Below are 16,373 nucleotides of genomic sequence, written 5' to 3' on the forward strand. Positions count from 1 at the left end.
CTCCTGCGTTTAGAGTAAGAAAGATTTAAGGTCGAAGTAATTACGGGATACCAGATCATTCAAAATATCAATGTATGCGGACATCATCTCACCTGGCTTGCGGTCCTTATGGGCGATCCAGCCGACGGTGAATACCTCAGGACTGTCAAAAGGAATCGTTACCAGCCCCTCGCCATTCAGCTCGGTATCCATTATTCCCGTACCCACCGTGTAGGAATCACTGCCCAGCAGAAGATGGGTCAGCGTCGCACGGTCGGTAACCTGGATATTTTTCTCAATCTGTGTGAAGCTGAGCATCTCTTCGGAAAAATGCAGCGAGTTGTTCTCCCCCTGCTCAAAGGTAATGTACGGAAAAGGAAGAATATCTTCCAGCTGGATCATTTCCTTAGCGGCGAGGATATGCCCTGCCCTCACATATACATGAGGGTTCGTGTTGAACAGCGGGGTGAACTTCAGGTTCCCGTCACTGAACAGCTTGTTCATCACCTTATAGTTACTCTCATTGATATAGAGAATGCCCAGATCACTGCGGAGAGTCCTGACGTCCTCAATGATCTCATAGGTCTGCGTCTCTCTCAGACTAAAGTTATATTCAGGCACCTTGCTCTCTGTCATCAGCTTTACAAAAGCATCCACTACAAAAGGGTAATGCTGGGTGGATACGGAAAAGTAGATTGGACTGCGTTTCTTGCCGGTATACCGGTTCTCCATAAATTCAGTCTGTTCAATAATCTGCCGGGCATATCCGAGAAACTCCACACCTTCGGCTGAAATGCTAATACCCCGGTTATTCCGCTCAAAGATGGTAATCCCCAGCTCATTCTCCAGCTCTTTAATGGCATTGGAGAGGCTTGGCTGAGAGACAAAAAGTCTTTTGGCCGCTTCATTCATCGAGCCGCTGTTCGCAATCTCAATGGCATAGCGGAGTTGCTGCAATGTCAAACCTGTACCTCCTTTTAGCAAGGACTTTTTTGCTGATGCATCACTATCCGGTTACATCAGATGCCGTCCCTCGGAAGGAACGGCACCTGGGTTTCTGCTTATAGTAGCATAGAATCACTGTTCCATCCATGCCTGATGCCAGAAGTGCTTGCAGTTTGTTATTGGCTCCGCTTCTTGCCTGCATCAATCTTGGATGGGTCGAGGCCTTCCCAGATGTTCTTGATATCCGCCTGTTCGGGATGTTCAAACACTAGAAATGCGGTGGGCAGATAACGCTCTCCATATTGGGAGGAGGGTTTGTTGATAATTTCATTATCTTTCACCAGAACAGTCGATGATCCTCCGTCCAGGTTGGCTGCGATCACCGCTCCATGCTTCAGCATAATCTGCTGCACATCATAGAGATTCGCACCAATACTGTAACCTGGCTGTCTGCCGTCTATCACTACGAACAGCAGCGCACCGTCAGCACGCTGGCCCATCGCCGTTCTGGGAGCAATCCCCCAGCCTTCGGCTGCATTCTTGATCAACCCTTTACCGTTCACAATAATCCGCGGCTGAAAAGATACCGCCTCCTGCACCCCCATCTTGCTAAGCTCCTCGAGAGTATAGTTCCCGGCGATCATTTTGCCCTGCTTGTCCAAGCCTACGATCTGTGTGGAGTTTTTGCCTCCGAGACCGTTATAGAAAAGCTTGCCCTGCGAAATAACCAGGCCGATTGGCTTAAATCCGTTTCCCTTCCAGTTGGGGTCTGCGAACCCTCCGCCGTTCACGCCGGCAATGGCTCCCGTACGGGCGACCATACTGGTTACTTTTTCACCTGAGCCTATCGTATCAGGTACGCCTAAGCGGACCTTCGTTGGATCATTTACCGTCATCACATACCCGGTATAACCACTGCCGGATACCTTATCGATTTCAACCAGCGGTTTATCTTGTTCTTCGGCTGTAGGTTCCTTAATCACGTGGGTGTCCTTCTCGTCCCCCATATGCTGAAACCGCAGATTGTATTCTGTGACCCGTTCCTTCAATTCATCTTCGCCTATAATATATTTCGCCATATAGCGGTGCTGTGTAGTGATTAGCGTATCTGCTATCAAATAGCGGGTGTTCCGGGCAGAAGGTGCAAAATACAGCCAGGCACCGCCGGCTATCAGCAGGATTATGAAGAATAGAAAAAGTCTGGAGAGCGTGCGGAAAAAGCTTTTTTTCTTGCGTTTACGAACGGGCTTCTTCTTGCGGACGGTGTTGCGCTGAGGTAAAGATGATGAAGAGTTCACTTCTTGATTTCCTCCCTGGTACTGCCTGATAATGGAAATGGGCATCGGCTCATCTACCCCATCATAGACGATATTACCAGATTAAAGGTTTCAGTTTGTTAAATTGTTGGAACATTATATAGAAGGATAGGTGATCCGGGTAATTTCTAACCTCTCATATTCACAACTACTGATCTTCGGTGGAGCAATAGCTATGATATGACTTTATTTTATTGAGTATCTAAACGCCACTGGATGATGCACAACCTATCTTAAATCTTTGTTATGCAAAAGAGCTGCCTCGGGGCAGCTCAATTTTGTATGTTCCCATTTATTCGGTTATATCTCTCTAGCGATTACGTCCATTGCCACTACCGCTGCTTCTGTTGCTGCTGGAAGGTCCGCCATCACCGTGATCGGTGGAACGGTTGCTGTATGGATTCACCGGCACGCCATACAGAGCCATATACCGGTTGCGCCGCGAGGCCAAAACAATGCTAAAGACAAACACTAAGAGAAATAAAGCCATTATTACATATCCTTCAGATTTGGTAAGAGGATAAGTTACCGTATCTGATACTGAAGCTGAGGTACTATGTGTAGACTGGAAGCTCAAAGGCTCCGAATGGACAGGTTCAGAGCTTGTGACTGCCGGAGTCGTGGCATTCAGGGCATTATCTGCCCGGGTCAGAAAAAAGCTGTAAAAAGCATTAACCGTGGCGGTTGCGCCAGCAGCATAATTCTTCTGGGCGAATAACGGTTCAAGCTTCGCACTCAGAATATCGCTGACTATGTCATTGGTCAGTATGCCGTCGATACCTTTGCCCTGCAGCACATAATAGTTGTCGCCACTGACATCCAGCACAAGCATGACATCATCCGGTCCGGCCCCCATGGATGCGAACTTAGCATATGTGTAATCCTCCAGGCTCTTATCTCCCAAATTCTTAACGGTTACGACATATACTCCGCTATGGGTTGTGAGCTGATAACGATTGCCGGATTGATTCAGATCATCTCTGGTAACCTGTGTGAACACTCCGGCGTTATCGCCCACAAAATTAGTGGTTCCTAAGGGTTCAGGGTTATAGGTTTTGTATGCACCTGCCCCATAATCATCCAAGGTGTGATCTGGAACAGCAGTCTGGGCAAAGCTGAAGGTTGGAAGCAGCATTACACTGAACAGCATCGCAAGACATATGGTTTTAATAGTTATTCGATTCATACGTACCCCCCGGCTAGTCATAGATTTTATCTTCTATTTCGGTTCTGCACGGAATGGGACAATGTTTCTTTATACTGGCATGGATCAGAAATTAAAATTATCCGGATTAGATCCAAACCTCTTGTTCTGATTCAAGCCATTAATGCGTTCAACCTCAGCTGCTGTTAATTCAAAATCGAACACATCGGCATTCTCGATAATCCGGTGTTCTTTGATCGATTTGGGTATGCTCACAATGCCGTTCTGCAGATCCCAGCGGATCATCACCTGTGCGAGAGATTTGTTATGACGGGCAGCAATATCGGCCAGCACCTCGTTATCCAGCAGATGACCTTGAGCGAGGGGTGCCCATGCTTCAATCTGTATACCCTGCGCTTTGCAATAGTCACGGAGCTCTACCTGTGTAAGCAGTGGATGCAGTTCGACCTGATTGACCATCGGCTTCACTTGGGCAGCCTCCTGCAAATCCTCCAGGTGATGGATCTGGAAGTTAGAGACTCCTATGGCACGGACCTTACCATCTGCATACAGCTTCTCGAGCGCTCTCCAGGTATCTTTGTATTTCTCTTTAACCGGCCAATGAACGAGATACAAATCCACGAAGTCCAAGCCTAATTTACTGATGCTTTTGTCAAATGCCGCCAACGTAGATTCATAACCCTGATCGGAATTCCAGACCTTGGTCGTAACGAACAGATCCTCGCGATTTACTCCAGATTCATGGATGGCCTGTCCCACACCTTCTTCATTAGCATATAAGGCTGCAGTATCGATGCTCCGATAACCCGCTTGGATTGCTGCTTTAACGGAGTCGATGACCTCTTGACCCTCTTGCACCTTGTATACTCCCAAGCCAAGCCAAGGCATCTTTACGCCATTAGCCAAAGTTGTAGTTGATTGCAGATTCTTCATGAGTGAATTCAATCCTTTCTACGAGCTCTGTAATATAAGAATCAGAATAATGAAGCCGGAATCAGCTTGCGTCCGCCCTTTATGAGCGTGGATTCCAGCATTTCTCCCTTTTCACCGCCAAAATACAGCTGCCAGTACACCCCGAACCGGACACTTACATCGTTCTTTACCAGCTCCGGCGGAGTAACGATCAACCACTGGAATCTCAGGGCTTTGGAAATTTCAAATACGGGGTCAAGCACGTTGTTAGAGACCATTTCACCAAATGGATTATCATATAAAAAGACCGTCCAGCCTTTGTTCTCGCGGTTGACCCGTTTATGGGTCATGATCATCATCGCCACCAGCAGCTGAACCGATTGGCGTTGCCCGCCGCTGCCGACCGCCTCATCCAATGCTCCGCGGTTAATAACCTCCCAGTCGGAGTAATGATAATCCTCGGGTGCTGCATACAGGAAATAGTTCTCAGTCACAGGCTTGTACACCTGCAAGACAGGGAAGCGGTTCTGCATGGCGGCGTACACAATTTTTCCGTCACTGATCAGATCCTTAACTGCCGCTGCCGGAACCTGCTCAATCTTCGGGAATTTCTCCAGCAGGCTACTGATGCAGCGGTTGAAGTAATCGCTGACCAGCGGTTCGATATCTTCGGTGGTCTTCGGTACATTAATGTTCTTATAATTCAAACGTACCAGCGGGAAGGAATGACCGTTCTCATTGTGGACAATCATCCGTCGTTCCATCCGCTTCAGGATGTCTACAATTTGCACTACCCGCTTGGCAGCACGGCCGACCCACATTTTGCGGGAGAGCTCCATGCCTTCTTTATCACCGCGGATGCTTTCGATCTGGTCCTGTGAGCTCTGTAGCATCGAGTCCAGCACTTGAAGCGCAATAGTGAAATCCTCCCAGTGAACGGTGTTTAAGCGTTCCTGGATTTTGGTCTCCAGCTCAGCATTCCAGCCGCTTTTGGCAAGTGTGCCGCTGAGGGCGTTCTTCTCTTCCTTAACCCGCCGCGAAATTTCGTTCCGTACAGTACGGCTCTCCCTGCTGCGGAGCAGCCATGCACTTACTGCCCGCTCGCAGTCCTCTCTTGTGCTGAGCTGAACCTCTTCTGGAACGTCCCTCAGCTGCAGCCTTCCTTCTACGTGGGTCTCCATGATTTTACTTTGACTGGCAAGCGTCTGAAGCCACTGATCCAAGGACGTCAGCTTCAGCTTACAGCTGTTAATCGCGTATTCATTGTCCCGGGACCGCCCCCTAATCTCTTCATCCTTCTGATCGAGCGAATCATTCCAGTGCTCTACTGCCCGCTCATGCTTCTCCTTTATCGACTTCTCTGCTTTGTTTAACTGCTTCTGCAGATGATCCAGCTCGGTCTGGCAGCGGATGAAAGAATCATGTACATCCTGGTAGTCCTCATCCAGTATTTTCGTTTCGCTCTTCTGCCTCGTCCGCGCTGACATGATCGAATCCGGGGTATCTCCTGGTTCCTGCACACTGCGCCAATTACTGTCAAGCTGTTGGACTGCGGCTTCAAGCTCAACCAGTTGTCCGGCTGCAGATTTGATCTGTGCAGACCTCGTACGGATCTCCAGCTCATTGCGGCTAAGGGATTGCTGGAGGCTTTCAAGTGTGCTTAAGGTCTCTAGCAGCTTGTCCTGAATCGAAGCATCACGTGGTAAGTCTGGTTGTTCTTCTTGATTACCGCCGGTTGTGGCCGCCTGAAGCCCTTCAGGAAAGATCAGCTCAGGGAACCAGGTTTGCAGTCTCGGAAATAATGAGTATCGGGTATCTCCGATCCATTTTTCCCGCTCCAGAGAGTTGCTGTTAAGTTCCGCCTTTAACTGCGCAAGCTGGTGTTCCTTGCCTGTGATCTCTTTATTCAAATCACCTTTGCGGTCGAGCGCCTCCTGCTTGTCCTTATAATCCTGTTCCTGCTTCTTGGTCCGTTCATTCCACTCGCGAAGTGCTGCCGCCTTGTCTTCCTGCTCGGATTTGCCGGCTTCACATTCAGCTGTTTCTCTCACAATCAACGCTATGGCTGCTTCGTTATCACTGATTTCTGTATTCAACGCGCTTACTGCTGTACGAAGCTCGTGCTGCGAACTATTAAGTGCTGTCAGCTTGTCCTTCAGAGTAACAGAATGCTCCCCTTGGAATAACCGTTCAAATTCCTGCCTTGCGGATTTCAGCTTGGCCAGATACCCTTCCGCATCCTGCAGTTCGACTTCCTGCTCCTTCAGCCGGGCAGATATCCCCTGCTTCCATTCCAGAAAACGGTCCGGCTGCAGCACCATTTGCGAACCTTGCCCGTCCAGTATAAGGTAGGGCTGGACCGCAGGCTGCGCCATCTGTTCGCGGATGAAGATCGGAACCGGTGATTTTACCAGCAGATCCTTCACCATATCAGGCTGCAGCTTGGCCGCCTCGCGTTCAGTAAGGATAAGGCCATAAGGCAGCAATGGATTTCGTTCCAGCTCTTCCTCGCGAATCAGATAAGGCTGATCGTTCAGGAAGGCACTGCCCGGCATCGAGCTAATCTTCAGCGAATCAAGCCTGTCCTTAACCGTCAGCAAATCGCTGTTCGGCAGCCAGTAGGCCTCATGCTGAAGTTCAACATCCAGCAGCTGATGATAGTAATCTCTTCTGAGCCGTTTGGTCTGTACCTCTGCTTCGTCCAGTCTGCGGATGAATCGCTCCTGTACAGCAGCTTTCGCTTCGAATAAGCCAGTAGCTCCAAACGTGTTATGCTCCTCATATAATTCCAGCAGCACCACGAGCTGCGACCAAAGCTGTGACTCTTTGTTCAGCTGTATATCCAACTGTTCTTTAAGCCCGCTTTCATGCTGTTCATGGCTAAGTAGCTTCTCGCTTAGCTGAGTATGCCTTTTATGCAGATTGAAGCGGTCTTCTTCAGCAGATTTGCGCCGTTCATTCAGCTCGCTGATATTCTCTGCGAAACTTCTCGCATATCCGATAGCCCGCTGTAGCGAGGCAGCAGGTGAATGAGCAGCTTCTTGACCATGGCGGGAAGCGAACACTCCCAGCGCTTCCGTGTATTGGCGGATGGAGGCGGTCAGCTCGTTAATCCGGCTGTCCAGGCCACCCAGCTCCAGTAAATAGCTTTCCCGTTCTTTACGAAGCCCTGTTTCTTCGGTTGTCAACGATTGCTGGCGGCCGCTGAACACGTTGATCTGCTCTTGCCACAGTTTTGAGACAGCCGTCCACTGCTGGCGAAGATTCTCCTTCGCAGCTTGTACCACCTCCTGGCGCTCCTTCATTTCCAGAGAGCCTTCGATGGCTTCAATCTCCTTCTGCCATTGCTCCATCTGACGGAGGTGAACTTTGCGTCTGGCCAGATAATGAGCTACTTCAAGAGTCTTTTCCTCTGCTTTGGACTCTTCCAGCCGCTGACGGGCACGGGCCTGGTTATCCCCGATCTTTTTGAATTCCTCCTGCTTCCGTTCCGCTTCCTCTTTGCTGCGCAGGTACATCAGGTTATCTCCCGCGAAGCGCAGTTGTCGGGCCTCCTGGTGCAGCTGCACCAGCTCGTCTGCTTTTTTGCGTCGTTCCTCTTCGGCTGTTCTCAGTTCGTCATGGATAACCGTGTACATTTGCCGTCCCAGCAGTTCCGTTTCACGGTAGCCCCGGTCCGCTTCTACTCCCTGCTTCACCAGTTCAAGCAGCGGTGCTGCCAGTGTGGTGAATTCGGCAAAAGCCTTCTCCCGCTGCTCCAGCATCGGAAGTCTTTGTGCAACAATTGCTGCATCCATGAACATCTTTTGCAGAGAACCTTCCTGTTCGGGCAGCCCTTCGTTCAGGCTGGTGCCGATTTCGGGAATGATGAGCTTTTCGAACAGGTTCTGGTTCGTAAAGGCATCGTTTTTCTGGAAATAGCCTTTGATACCACCCTCTTCACCGTTAATCCGTCGCATATTGCGCCACTCACCGATATGGATATCCCGTTCTGCCAGGAAATTGTAATACCTTTTCAGATCTGAGCTGTGACTTCCGAAGGAAGCTATTTCGCCTCGGCGGTCGCGTACGAACTGCTGTATACTATCGAAGCTAACAGGCCCCCCGGCATTGGCATCATATAGAGGCAAAGTGGACAGCGTAAGCTCTGCATGCTCTTCATAATCCAGCAGTGCATAGAGCAGATAGTCGACTTTGATCTCCAGTTGATCCGCAGAGCTGTGGGCTGTCATTGCAATGCCCGTAGTCATATATTCATTACGATCACTGTTGTCCAGCCGCCACTCAATGGCCACGTGGAAGGTGTAGGGCTTGAGCTGTTTTTTGTGATTATGGAAAAATGCCTCGACCTGGTTCTCATTGTCCTTGCCCCAGGCCGCCTTAGGGATCAGCAACTGAAAAATCGACTGCAACAGGACACCTTTGCCGCCGCCGTTCATCAGGGTAATCAGCGTGTTAGCCGGGCCTTCGTCGTTGCTGAGGTCCAGGATCATATCGTCATACTTTTTGAGCATCTTCTCATATTTAAGTCCGGCAATCCGGATCCGTTCAATGCGCGGCATGCGATTCCCCCTCCTTCTCCGTCAAGGTGCGCCCGACAAGTGCTTTTAATTCTTTATAACGGTCCACATCATGATACAGGTAACGCATTCTTTCATATAACTCTTCTCGCGGGAAGATCCGCTTCTCATTCTCCGAGATGAATACCAGATGTTCCTCCTCCAGCAGCTTCATCCCCTCATGAATCAGACCCATCCGTGAACCGGCCCCTCGGGTTAGGGAATCGCCCTCCTCCTGGCTTTTGGTCTGCATATAGAGGCTTGTCCAGACCTTGTACATCGCCTGAATATCCAGTCGCCATTGCTTGCTGAAGCTACTGTCAGCGTCCATTTCCACCCATGCCTGAAATAGGGATGAGATCTGGTCGGAAATTTGAATATAAGACATGCTGTCCTGTCCCGGTTTGAAGTGGTGCTCATCCTGATCCATCTCGGCCAGAAACACCAGAATGATAATGTTTATGATATGTAAATGGGTTTTACGCTCAATCCTTGAATATTTATTCCGTAATTGTGTGAAGTTACTGGCAAAACCCGATCCGAGCGGATTAACCAGCAGATGCAGGCGGTGTCCGGAATTCATAATCCGGCAGCCTCCTTCTTTGGCCATGTACTGCAGTGCATCATAGGCTCCCGTGTCCTGAAGACATTCGGCGGCTGCGGGATCATCCAGTGAGATCACCTTCCGGCGAAGCAGGTCAAAAAAGAGCCGTGAGGCCTGCTGCAATTGTTCGAGTGAATAGCTCATGCGGGTTCATCTCACCTCTCGATTATAGTAATAGTATAAGGACTCATTTCCAGGCCGGGCCAGGAGACAAGTTGCGTATGTGTGTTCTGTATTGTTGTGCGTAGCACTGTGCCGCGCAGTACCTCCAGATCAGGGTTAGAATCCAGCAGCCGCTGGATGAGCTCCTGACATTCATCTGACGCTCCGCCCTTACTGTCCGGATCCAGGTCCTGCACTGTAATTTCAGCATGGAAGAACTGCACCCACAGATCGACGGCATCAGGTGTCGAGGACCATTGGCGCTGTTGCTCTTCTGTGAAAGCTTCTGCAGAAAAAGTAAAGCTTCCTTGATCCGCCAGTTTTTGTAAAATAGGACCCCATAGTTCTGCAACCTCAGGCCATGGAATAGACCTCGGTGTATATGGAATACTTTCCTCTTCTCCAGCTTCATCTGGATCGTCTAATTCATCTACGGGCAGGAACCCGACCTCCTGTTCTTCCCATGCCCAGGCCAGCGGGTAGATAAAGTCCTGATTAGGCGCGAACAATCCGCTAACCAGCATCTCCAGGCTGTCCGCATCCGGCAAACCTTCGGCTTTAACCCATTCCTCCCAGACATTGGTACGAAAATTAAAGCCTCCCGCTCCCCAGAAGAGCTCGGGGAAATTCAACCGGAGATTCGTCTCTGCCTCAAAAATGCTTAGCACCACTTCAGCAAGCTCATCGTGTACCCGTCTGGATAACTCCACTCTTTCCGACAGCTGGCGGAGCTCATTGAAGTCGATAACATCCTTCTCATCATTAGCCAGACGGGCTAGTGAACGGTGGATATTATCAAAGTGCTTGCGCTCCTCGTCAAACTGCAGGTGGATTTCCTCCAGCCTCTGATGCCGCAGCACACCGTATTCACTGAACATATGCTTCGGATTACGACGCAGCGCATTTCGGTATTCCTGCTGCTGCTGTGTCATCTTCCGTACCCGCGAGATCAGTTCACTCACATCCTGCAACGCGCGGGTCACCCGTCCATGCTTGATGTGCATCTGAATTTCCAGCAGCTTGATGCTGATCTGAAATTCTTCGATAATCTCATGGCTCATGAAGATCAGCTCCATGGCGTATTCCGACAGCCGGTAGACGGTTTTGCCGCTCTCCTCCCAGCTGGTGCGGGTAGCATCCTCATCGACAGTAAAGTACTTGTATTTCTGTACTTCCATCTTCTGGGACAGATCATCATAATAGTAGGCTTCAAAATCGCCACCGCTCCCGCTCCACAGCAGACCATCCACTAGCCGACCTACAGATTCGGCAGTACCAAGCTTGACTATATTGAACCGCTCCAGTGAACTCCAGGCCAGCTCCACGATATCCTCCCTGGCTCTAAGTTCACTGGATTCCAGTTCCAGATAATAGACCTGCAGCAGCACACTGAGCGCTATCATTTCCTTATACGGCTGCAGCTCGCCAAGATTCATGCCCGCCCCCAAGGTCCACAAGGGATTGAGACGTTTATTCCGTTCTCCAAAATCACTCCAGTTCATGCTTCACTCCAACCTCGCCATCACTTCGTAGTTTAGGACTTCCTGGGGAATTCTTATAAAATAACATAAACCCATATCTGCCCCATAGAGGGTGGAATATGGGCTATATAGATAGAACATGAACTCTGCGGGATTAATCTCTGATCTCTTACAGATAAGTTCCTGCTACCGGGGAATGTATGTTTCTATTATATCAATGATCTAGAATTCTGGCTATTTGCAAAAATAATAATGAAGAGAACATACAACAAAACGCATGCCGATGTCGGCATGCGCTATTAAGGCTGATAAGATTCTATTCTTCCGGAGATGTTTCCACATATTTTTTGAAATTATCTAGAATCGCTTGCCAACCGGCTCGCTGCATTTCGGCGGGATTGCTATCTTCCGCATCGAACACTGTGATGATTTTTGTGTTGTGATCTTGGTGTGAGAAGTTGATTACCACTTTTCTACCGTCGGCAATCGTATAGGATATACTCTCGTTAAGGTTCACCTGGTCGTACACTCCGGTAAAATCAAATCCAAAGCTGCCGTCCTTGGCTTCCATTCTAGAGAGAAATTTACCACCGGCCTTCAGGTCATTCTCTGCGTATGGCGTATGCCAGTCTTCGGAAGCGTTATTCCATTGCGTGATATGCTTCGGCTCTGTCCAATAGGTCCACACTTTTTCAATAGGAGCATTAACTACTGTGTCCACTGTTACCGTTACCGGCTTACCTGTCTCCACTATATAACCCCCTCAATGGCTGATTTGTTCTGCATACTTCACATGCAGCAAGTAATGCAGATTGGCTTGCACCGCAGGCCACTCGTCATCAATGATACTGTACAGCATGCTATTCACTATAGGGCCTTCCATGGTGATCCGGTGTTTACGCAGAACGCCCTCTTTTACCGCACCAATACGTTCGATGGCTTTTTGTGACCTCAGATTGTCCCCCGCGATCGTGAAGTTCACACGAATCAAACCCAGGGATTCAAAACAATACTGCAGTAACAATGATTTGGATTCCGTATTTACAGCAGTCCGCCAGAACTGGGGTGCAATCCAGGTGCAGCCAATTTCCGCATTGCGGTGATTGTGATCTATATGCATAATTCGCGATGTCCCGGCGACTCTGCCTGTGGATTGTTCAATCATAACAAAAGGGAGCTCCGTCCCCTTCGCCTGATTGGCCAGCGCCGTGTCAATTAAACTTTCCGCTTGTGCGTCTGATGTGATTTTGCGCCAGGTATACTCCCAAATTTGCGGATGGCTCATAATAGCGATCAGATCCGCCTTATGCGCGGATTCCATAGGAACCATTCTAATACTAGTGCCGCTAAGTTCTCTGATATTATTGGAAATCACGAAGTTGCCTCCTATAGACGTATTCTCCCAGACTTCCCGCAGAAGGGAATCTTCATATCATTATAAATTACATCCATCAACCCTGTCTGCCACATTCATATAAAAAAAGAGCCCCGTTTGTGTAAAACGGAGCTGCTTCCGGCTGTCATTTTGCCGATATTTTAATGAAGATACATCTATTCTCTTGTGTCATTCTCACAGATCATTTGCCGGACAAGCTCGGAGACGCTCATGACTCCGATATCACCTGCCGCACGTTTTCTTACAGATACAGTAGCGGAGTTCTGCTCCTGCTCACCAATCACAAGCATATAAGGTACTTTCTCCAGCTGGGCTTCGCGGATTCTGTAGCCCAACTTTTCATTCCGCAGATCAAGCTCGGCGCGGATTCCGGCATCCTGCAGTTCTTTTTTCACCTTGAAGGCATAATCGGTAAAGTGTTCAGAGACTGGTAAGAGCTTCACTTGTACAGGGGACAGCCACAGTGGAAAAGCTCCGCTGAAATGCTCTGTAATAATCCCCATGAACCGGTCAATTGAGCCATATATGGCACGGTGGATGACAACCGGACGGTGTTTCTCACCATCTTCACCGATATAATTCAGATCGAACTTCTCGGGCATCTGTAGATCCAGTTGAATGGTTCCGCATTGCCAGCTTCTCTTAAGCGCATCCTGAATATGAAAGTCGATCTTCGGCCCGTAAAAAGCCCCGTCTCCCGCATTTATCCGGTACTCGATCCCGCGTCTATCCAGTACTCTTTGCAGCGATGCTTCCGCCTGATCCCAAAATGCCTCCGAACCCATATAGTCTTCCGGCCGTGTAGACAGCTCCACCCTGTATTCGAAGCCGAATACTTTGTAGATATAGTCGATCAGTTCCAAAACGCCGCCGATTTCTTCTTCAATCTGTTCAGGAAGCACAAACAGGTGGGCATCATCCTGGCAAAAGGTCCGGACCCGCATCATCCCGTTCAGCGCTCCTGAGAATTCATGACGGTGAACCTGACCAAACTCCGCGATACGTATCGGCAGTTCCCGGTAGGAATGCAGGCTATTTTTGAACATCAGCATATGCCCTGGACAATTCATCGGCTTCAGCGCATATTTCGTTTCGTCCACCTGAGTAAAGTACATGTTGTCCTTGTAATGATCCCAATGGCCCGACTGCTCCCACATCCGGTTGTTCATCATCAGGGGCGTACGAACCTCATCATACCCCCGCTCACGCTGCAGTGCCCGGGAGAAGTCCTCAAGTTCTGTGCGGAGAATCATGCCTTTAGGCAGGTAAAAGGGCATACCCGGCGCTTCTTCGGAAAACATGAATAATCCAAGCTCCTTACCCAGCTTGCGGTGATCCCGTTTCTTCGCTTCCTCCAGCATGTGCAGATGCTCATCCAGCTGAGCCTTCTTGTAAAAAGCCGTACCATAAATGCGCTGCAGCATTTGATTATCCGAATTACCGCGCCAATAGGCTCCCGCTACACTCATCAGCTTATAGGCTTTGATCTGGCCTGTAGAAGCCACATGCGGACCTCTGCATAAATCTATGAACTCACCCTGCTCATACAGGCTGATCACTTCGTCCTCCGGCAGACTATGAATCAGTTCCACTTTTAACGGCTGATCCATCGCTTCAAAAAGTGCGACTGCTTCACTGCGGCTGACAACCCGCCGGACAATCGGCAGATTATCCCGAATAATGTTCTGCATTTCCTTCTCAATTGCGGCGAAGTCATCTATTGAAACCGGTTGATCCGCATCAAAATCATAGTAGAAACCATCCTCGACAACCGGACCAATGCCCAGTCTAACCTTCGGTGCGCCATATATTCGTTGGATAGCCTGAGCCATGAGATGTGCTGCACTATGACGCAGGATAGACAATCCTTCTGAACTTTCCGGCATGACGATTTCAACGAGACAGTCGTATTCAACCGGTTGATGGAAGTCAACGGGTGTGCCGTCGATTTTGCCGGCTACTGCTTGTTTCTTCAGGCTAGAGCTGATTGATTCCGCTATTCGTGCAATTGTGGTGTTGCGTGCGTACCTCCTAATTGTTCCATCCGGCAGCGTTACATTGATCTCCATGATTGTGGCCTCCATTTCTTCAGGTTTATTGGTGTTATAGAACGCAAAAAAACGCATCTCTCCCGGAAAGGGACGAGTGCGTTCTGGCTCGTGGTTCCACCCTAATTTGATCTGCAATGTTCGACCCCCGGCTGTTCGGCGGAAGAATCATATACAAGATCCTCATTGGTATCCGTTATCGGGGATAAGTCGGTGACATTTACAGCTTCCCTAACAGCAGGGTAGGTTCAGTGCCACGGCTGCAAAGGGGTAACATCCTGCCGGTCCCTGTAAGAAGCTCTCACCGTTCACTTCTTTCTCTGGCCAGTCCTAGTAGGATATCCTGTCTTTGGTCATTGCCTTGGATATGGTGTTGCTGGTTACATAATACTCAAGTCGTTTACGAAATGTCAACCACTCTTATTTCACAGTAATAACATTTATATAATTGCGCGAGATAATATCACCTATATCTTTCACATCGTAAGCAATATCATCCGCTCCAGCATTTTGAAGCTCCGCTTCCGAACCATAGCCGATCATGACACCCATGGAGGCTACGCCGCATGCTTTGGCACCGATAATATCATGTTCGCGGTCTCCAATCATCAGCGCGGTTTCCGGAAGAATGTGATTCTCGTCCAGAACATACTGAATAACCTCTTTCTTCTTAGATCGGGTACCGTCCAGATTACTTCCAGCCACATGCCGGAAATATTTGTTCAGGCCATAATGCCGGATGATCTCTTCCGCAAATACCGTGGGTTTTGAAGTAGCTACGTATAGATTGAAGCCTTTGTCCTGCAGTTCCTCCAGTAGTTCCGGGATGCCATCAATCACCGCATTCTCGTACATTCCCAGTGTGCGGTACCGTTCACGGTAGAATTCAACAGCTTTGGCCGCCATCTCGGCGGAGAATCCCTGTATTTCTATAAAAGAATCATATAAGGGCGGGCCGATATATGGCAGGAGCAGATCGGGATGCTCCACGGTAATATCGAATTTGCCCAGGGCGTATTCTACGCTTTTGGTGATCCCTTCTTTGGGGTCGGTTAAGGTGCCATCCAGATCAAATAAAATATTTTCGAGTCTCTCCATAACTTACGTCTTGCCCCTTCCGTATTCATTTGCTGCCTGCATGATGTCACAACTCTTACAATCATACCTTTGATTCTCCATACTTTCCACACACTTATCTACTACTATGATTATGACAGTTAATTAATTTATTGGAGGAACCAACATGAACATGACGCATTATATGTTCCTGCTCGCGGATAATCAGCCATGGAATCTGATTCTTTTTATGGCAATCCCGGTCATCTTTGCAGAGACGATCACCGTGACTGAATTTATTATTTTGTTCACCAAAAAACTGAGCGGGCCCCTCAGGACGTTTAATCGGGTATGCAGTATTCTGGCCGGGCTATATTTTACAGGAGTATTCCTGTACTTGTTCCCTACTGCTTTTGTACCGATTACCGCAAACGGGGAATGGCATACATGGGTTGACGTAGTGGCGGTAAGCTTTTACTTAAGCGGAGTCATCTTCCTTCTGCCCCTGGCGCTGCTGGACCTTGGACTGATTGCCCGCAAACAAAGTGAGGAAAACAAGATGAAGCTGCATTTCATCCTGATCAGTGGATTTCTTGTGGTAGCGCATATCGCGATGATCTTCGGGATGGTTAATCCTGAGATTATGGGCGGGATGGCTGGAATGAGCCATTAAGTTGGACTTGGAAAATAGAGAAGAACGCGTGTGGGTGCGCGTTCTTTTTTGTGCTATGGGAATGATCGGAATGATGT

At 49.0% G+C, this 16,373-nt stretch carries 12 protein-coding genes; 1 reads left to right on the plus strand and 11 read right to left on the minus strand.

Going from position 1 to position 16,373, the window contains the following annotated elements; genetic code table 11:
- Window positions 1-9: 9 nt before the first annotated feature.
- The 11 genes from ACAN54_RS03560 to ACAN54_RS03610 form a co-directional block, all read right to left on the minus strand.
- On the minus strand, window positions 10-942 hold the full coding sequence (locus ACAN54_RS03560) for a LysR family transcriptional regulator (protein WP_379152632.1): 933 nt from the start codon (window positions 940-942) through the stop codon (window positions 10-12).
- 158 nt (window positions 943-1,100) lie between these two features.
- Window positions 1,101-2,222: a phosphodiester glycosidase family protein gene (locus ACAN54_RS03565; RefSeq protein ID WP_379152634.1), complete on the minus strand. Its 1,122-nt coding sequence runs from the start codon at window positions 2,220-2,222 to the stop codon at window positions 1,101-1,103.
- Window positions 2,223-2,550: 328 nt separating this feature from the next.
- Window positions 2,551-3,426, minus strand: a complete 876-nt coding sequence (locus tag ACAN54_RS03570) for a TPM domain-containing protein (RefSeq protein WP_379152636.1) — start codon at window positions 3,424-3,426, stop codon at window positions 2,551-2,553.
- A gap of 84 nt (window positions 3,427-3,510) precedes the next feature.
- Complete coding sequence (locus ACAN54_RS03575) at window positions 3,511-4,338, minus strand: aldo/keto reductase (protein WP_379152638.1); 828 nt, start codon at window positions 4,336-4,338, stop codon at window positions 3,511-3,513.
- Window positions 4,339-4,379: 41 nt separating this feature from the next.
- The gene (locus ACAN54_RS03580; RefSeq protein ID WP_379152640.1) at window positions 4,380-8,879 is read right to left on the minus strand and encodes a coiled-coil domain-containing protein; all 4,500 of its coding nucleotides are present in this window, start codon (window positions 8,877-8,879) and stop codon (window positions 4,380-4,382) included.
- The gene (locus ACAN54_RS03585) at window positions 8,866-9,624 is read right to left on the minus strand and encodes a DUF6063 family protein (RefSeq protein WP_379152642.1); all 759 of its coding nucleotides are present in this window, start codon (window positions 9,622-9,624) and stop codon (window positions 8,866-8,868) included. The genes ACAN54_RS03580 and ACAN54_RS03585 overlap by 14 nt, the downstream gene beginning before the upstream one ends.
- 11 nt (window positions 9,625-9,635) lie before the next feature.
- On the minus strand, window positions 9,636-11,144 hold the full coding sequence (locus ACAN54_RS03590) for a hypothetical protein (RefSeq protein ID WP_379152645.1): 1,509 nt from the start codon (window positions 11,142-11,144) through the stop codon (window positions 9,636-9,638).
- A 295-nt stretch (window positions 11,145-11,439) separates the two neighbouring features.
- The gene (locus ACAN54_RS03595; RefSeq protein ID WP_379152647.1) at window positions 11,440-11,874 is read right to left on the minus strand and encodes an SRPBCC family protein; all 435 of its coding nucleotides are present in this window, start codon (window positions 11,872-11,874) and stop codon (window positions 11,440-11,442) included.
- Between the two features lie 12 nt (window positions 11,875-11,886).
- Entirely contained in the window at window positions 11,887-12,498 is a 612-nt protein-coding gene (locus ACAN54_RS03600; RefSeq protein ID WP_379152649.1) for a GNAT family N-acetyltransferase, read from the minus strand.
- 176 nt (window positions 12,499-12,674) lie between these two features.
- Entirely contained in the window at window positions 12,675-14,588 is a 1,914-nt protein-coding gene (thrS, locus tag ACAN54_RS03605; protein ID WP_379154147.1) for a threonine--tRNA ligase, read from the minus strand.
- Between the two features lie 399 nt (window positions 14,589-14,987).
- Entirely contained in the window at window positions 14,988-15,665 is a 678-nt protein-coding gene (locus ACAN54_RS03610; protein ID WP_379152651.1) for an HAD family hydrolase, read from the minus strand.
- 145 nt (window positions 15,666-15,810) lie between these two features.
- Here ACAN54_RS03610 and ACAN54_RS03615 point away from each other — a divergent pair, with 145 nt between their 5' ends.
- Window positions 15,811-16,296 (plus strand): DUF6803 family protein, encoded by a 486-nt coding sequence (locus tag ACAN54_RS03615; protein ID WP_379152653.1) that lies wholly within the window; start codon window positions 15,811-15,813, stop codon window positions 16,294-16,296.
- Window positions 16,297-16,373: the final 77 nt, after the last annotated feature.

Source organism: Paenibacillus diazotrophicus (genome assembly GCF_042610465.1).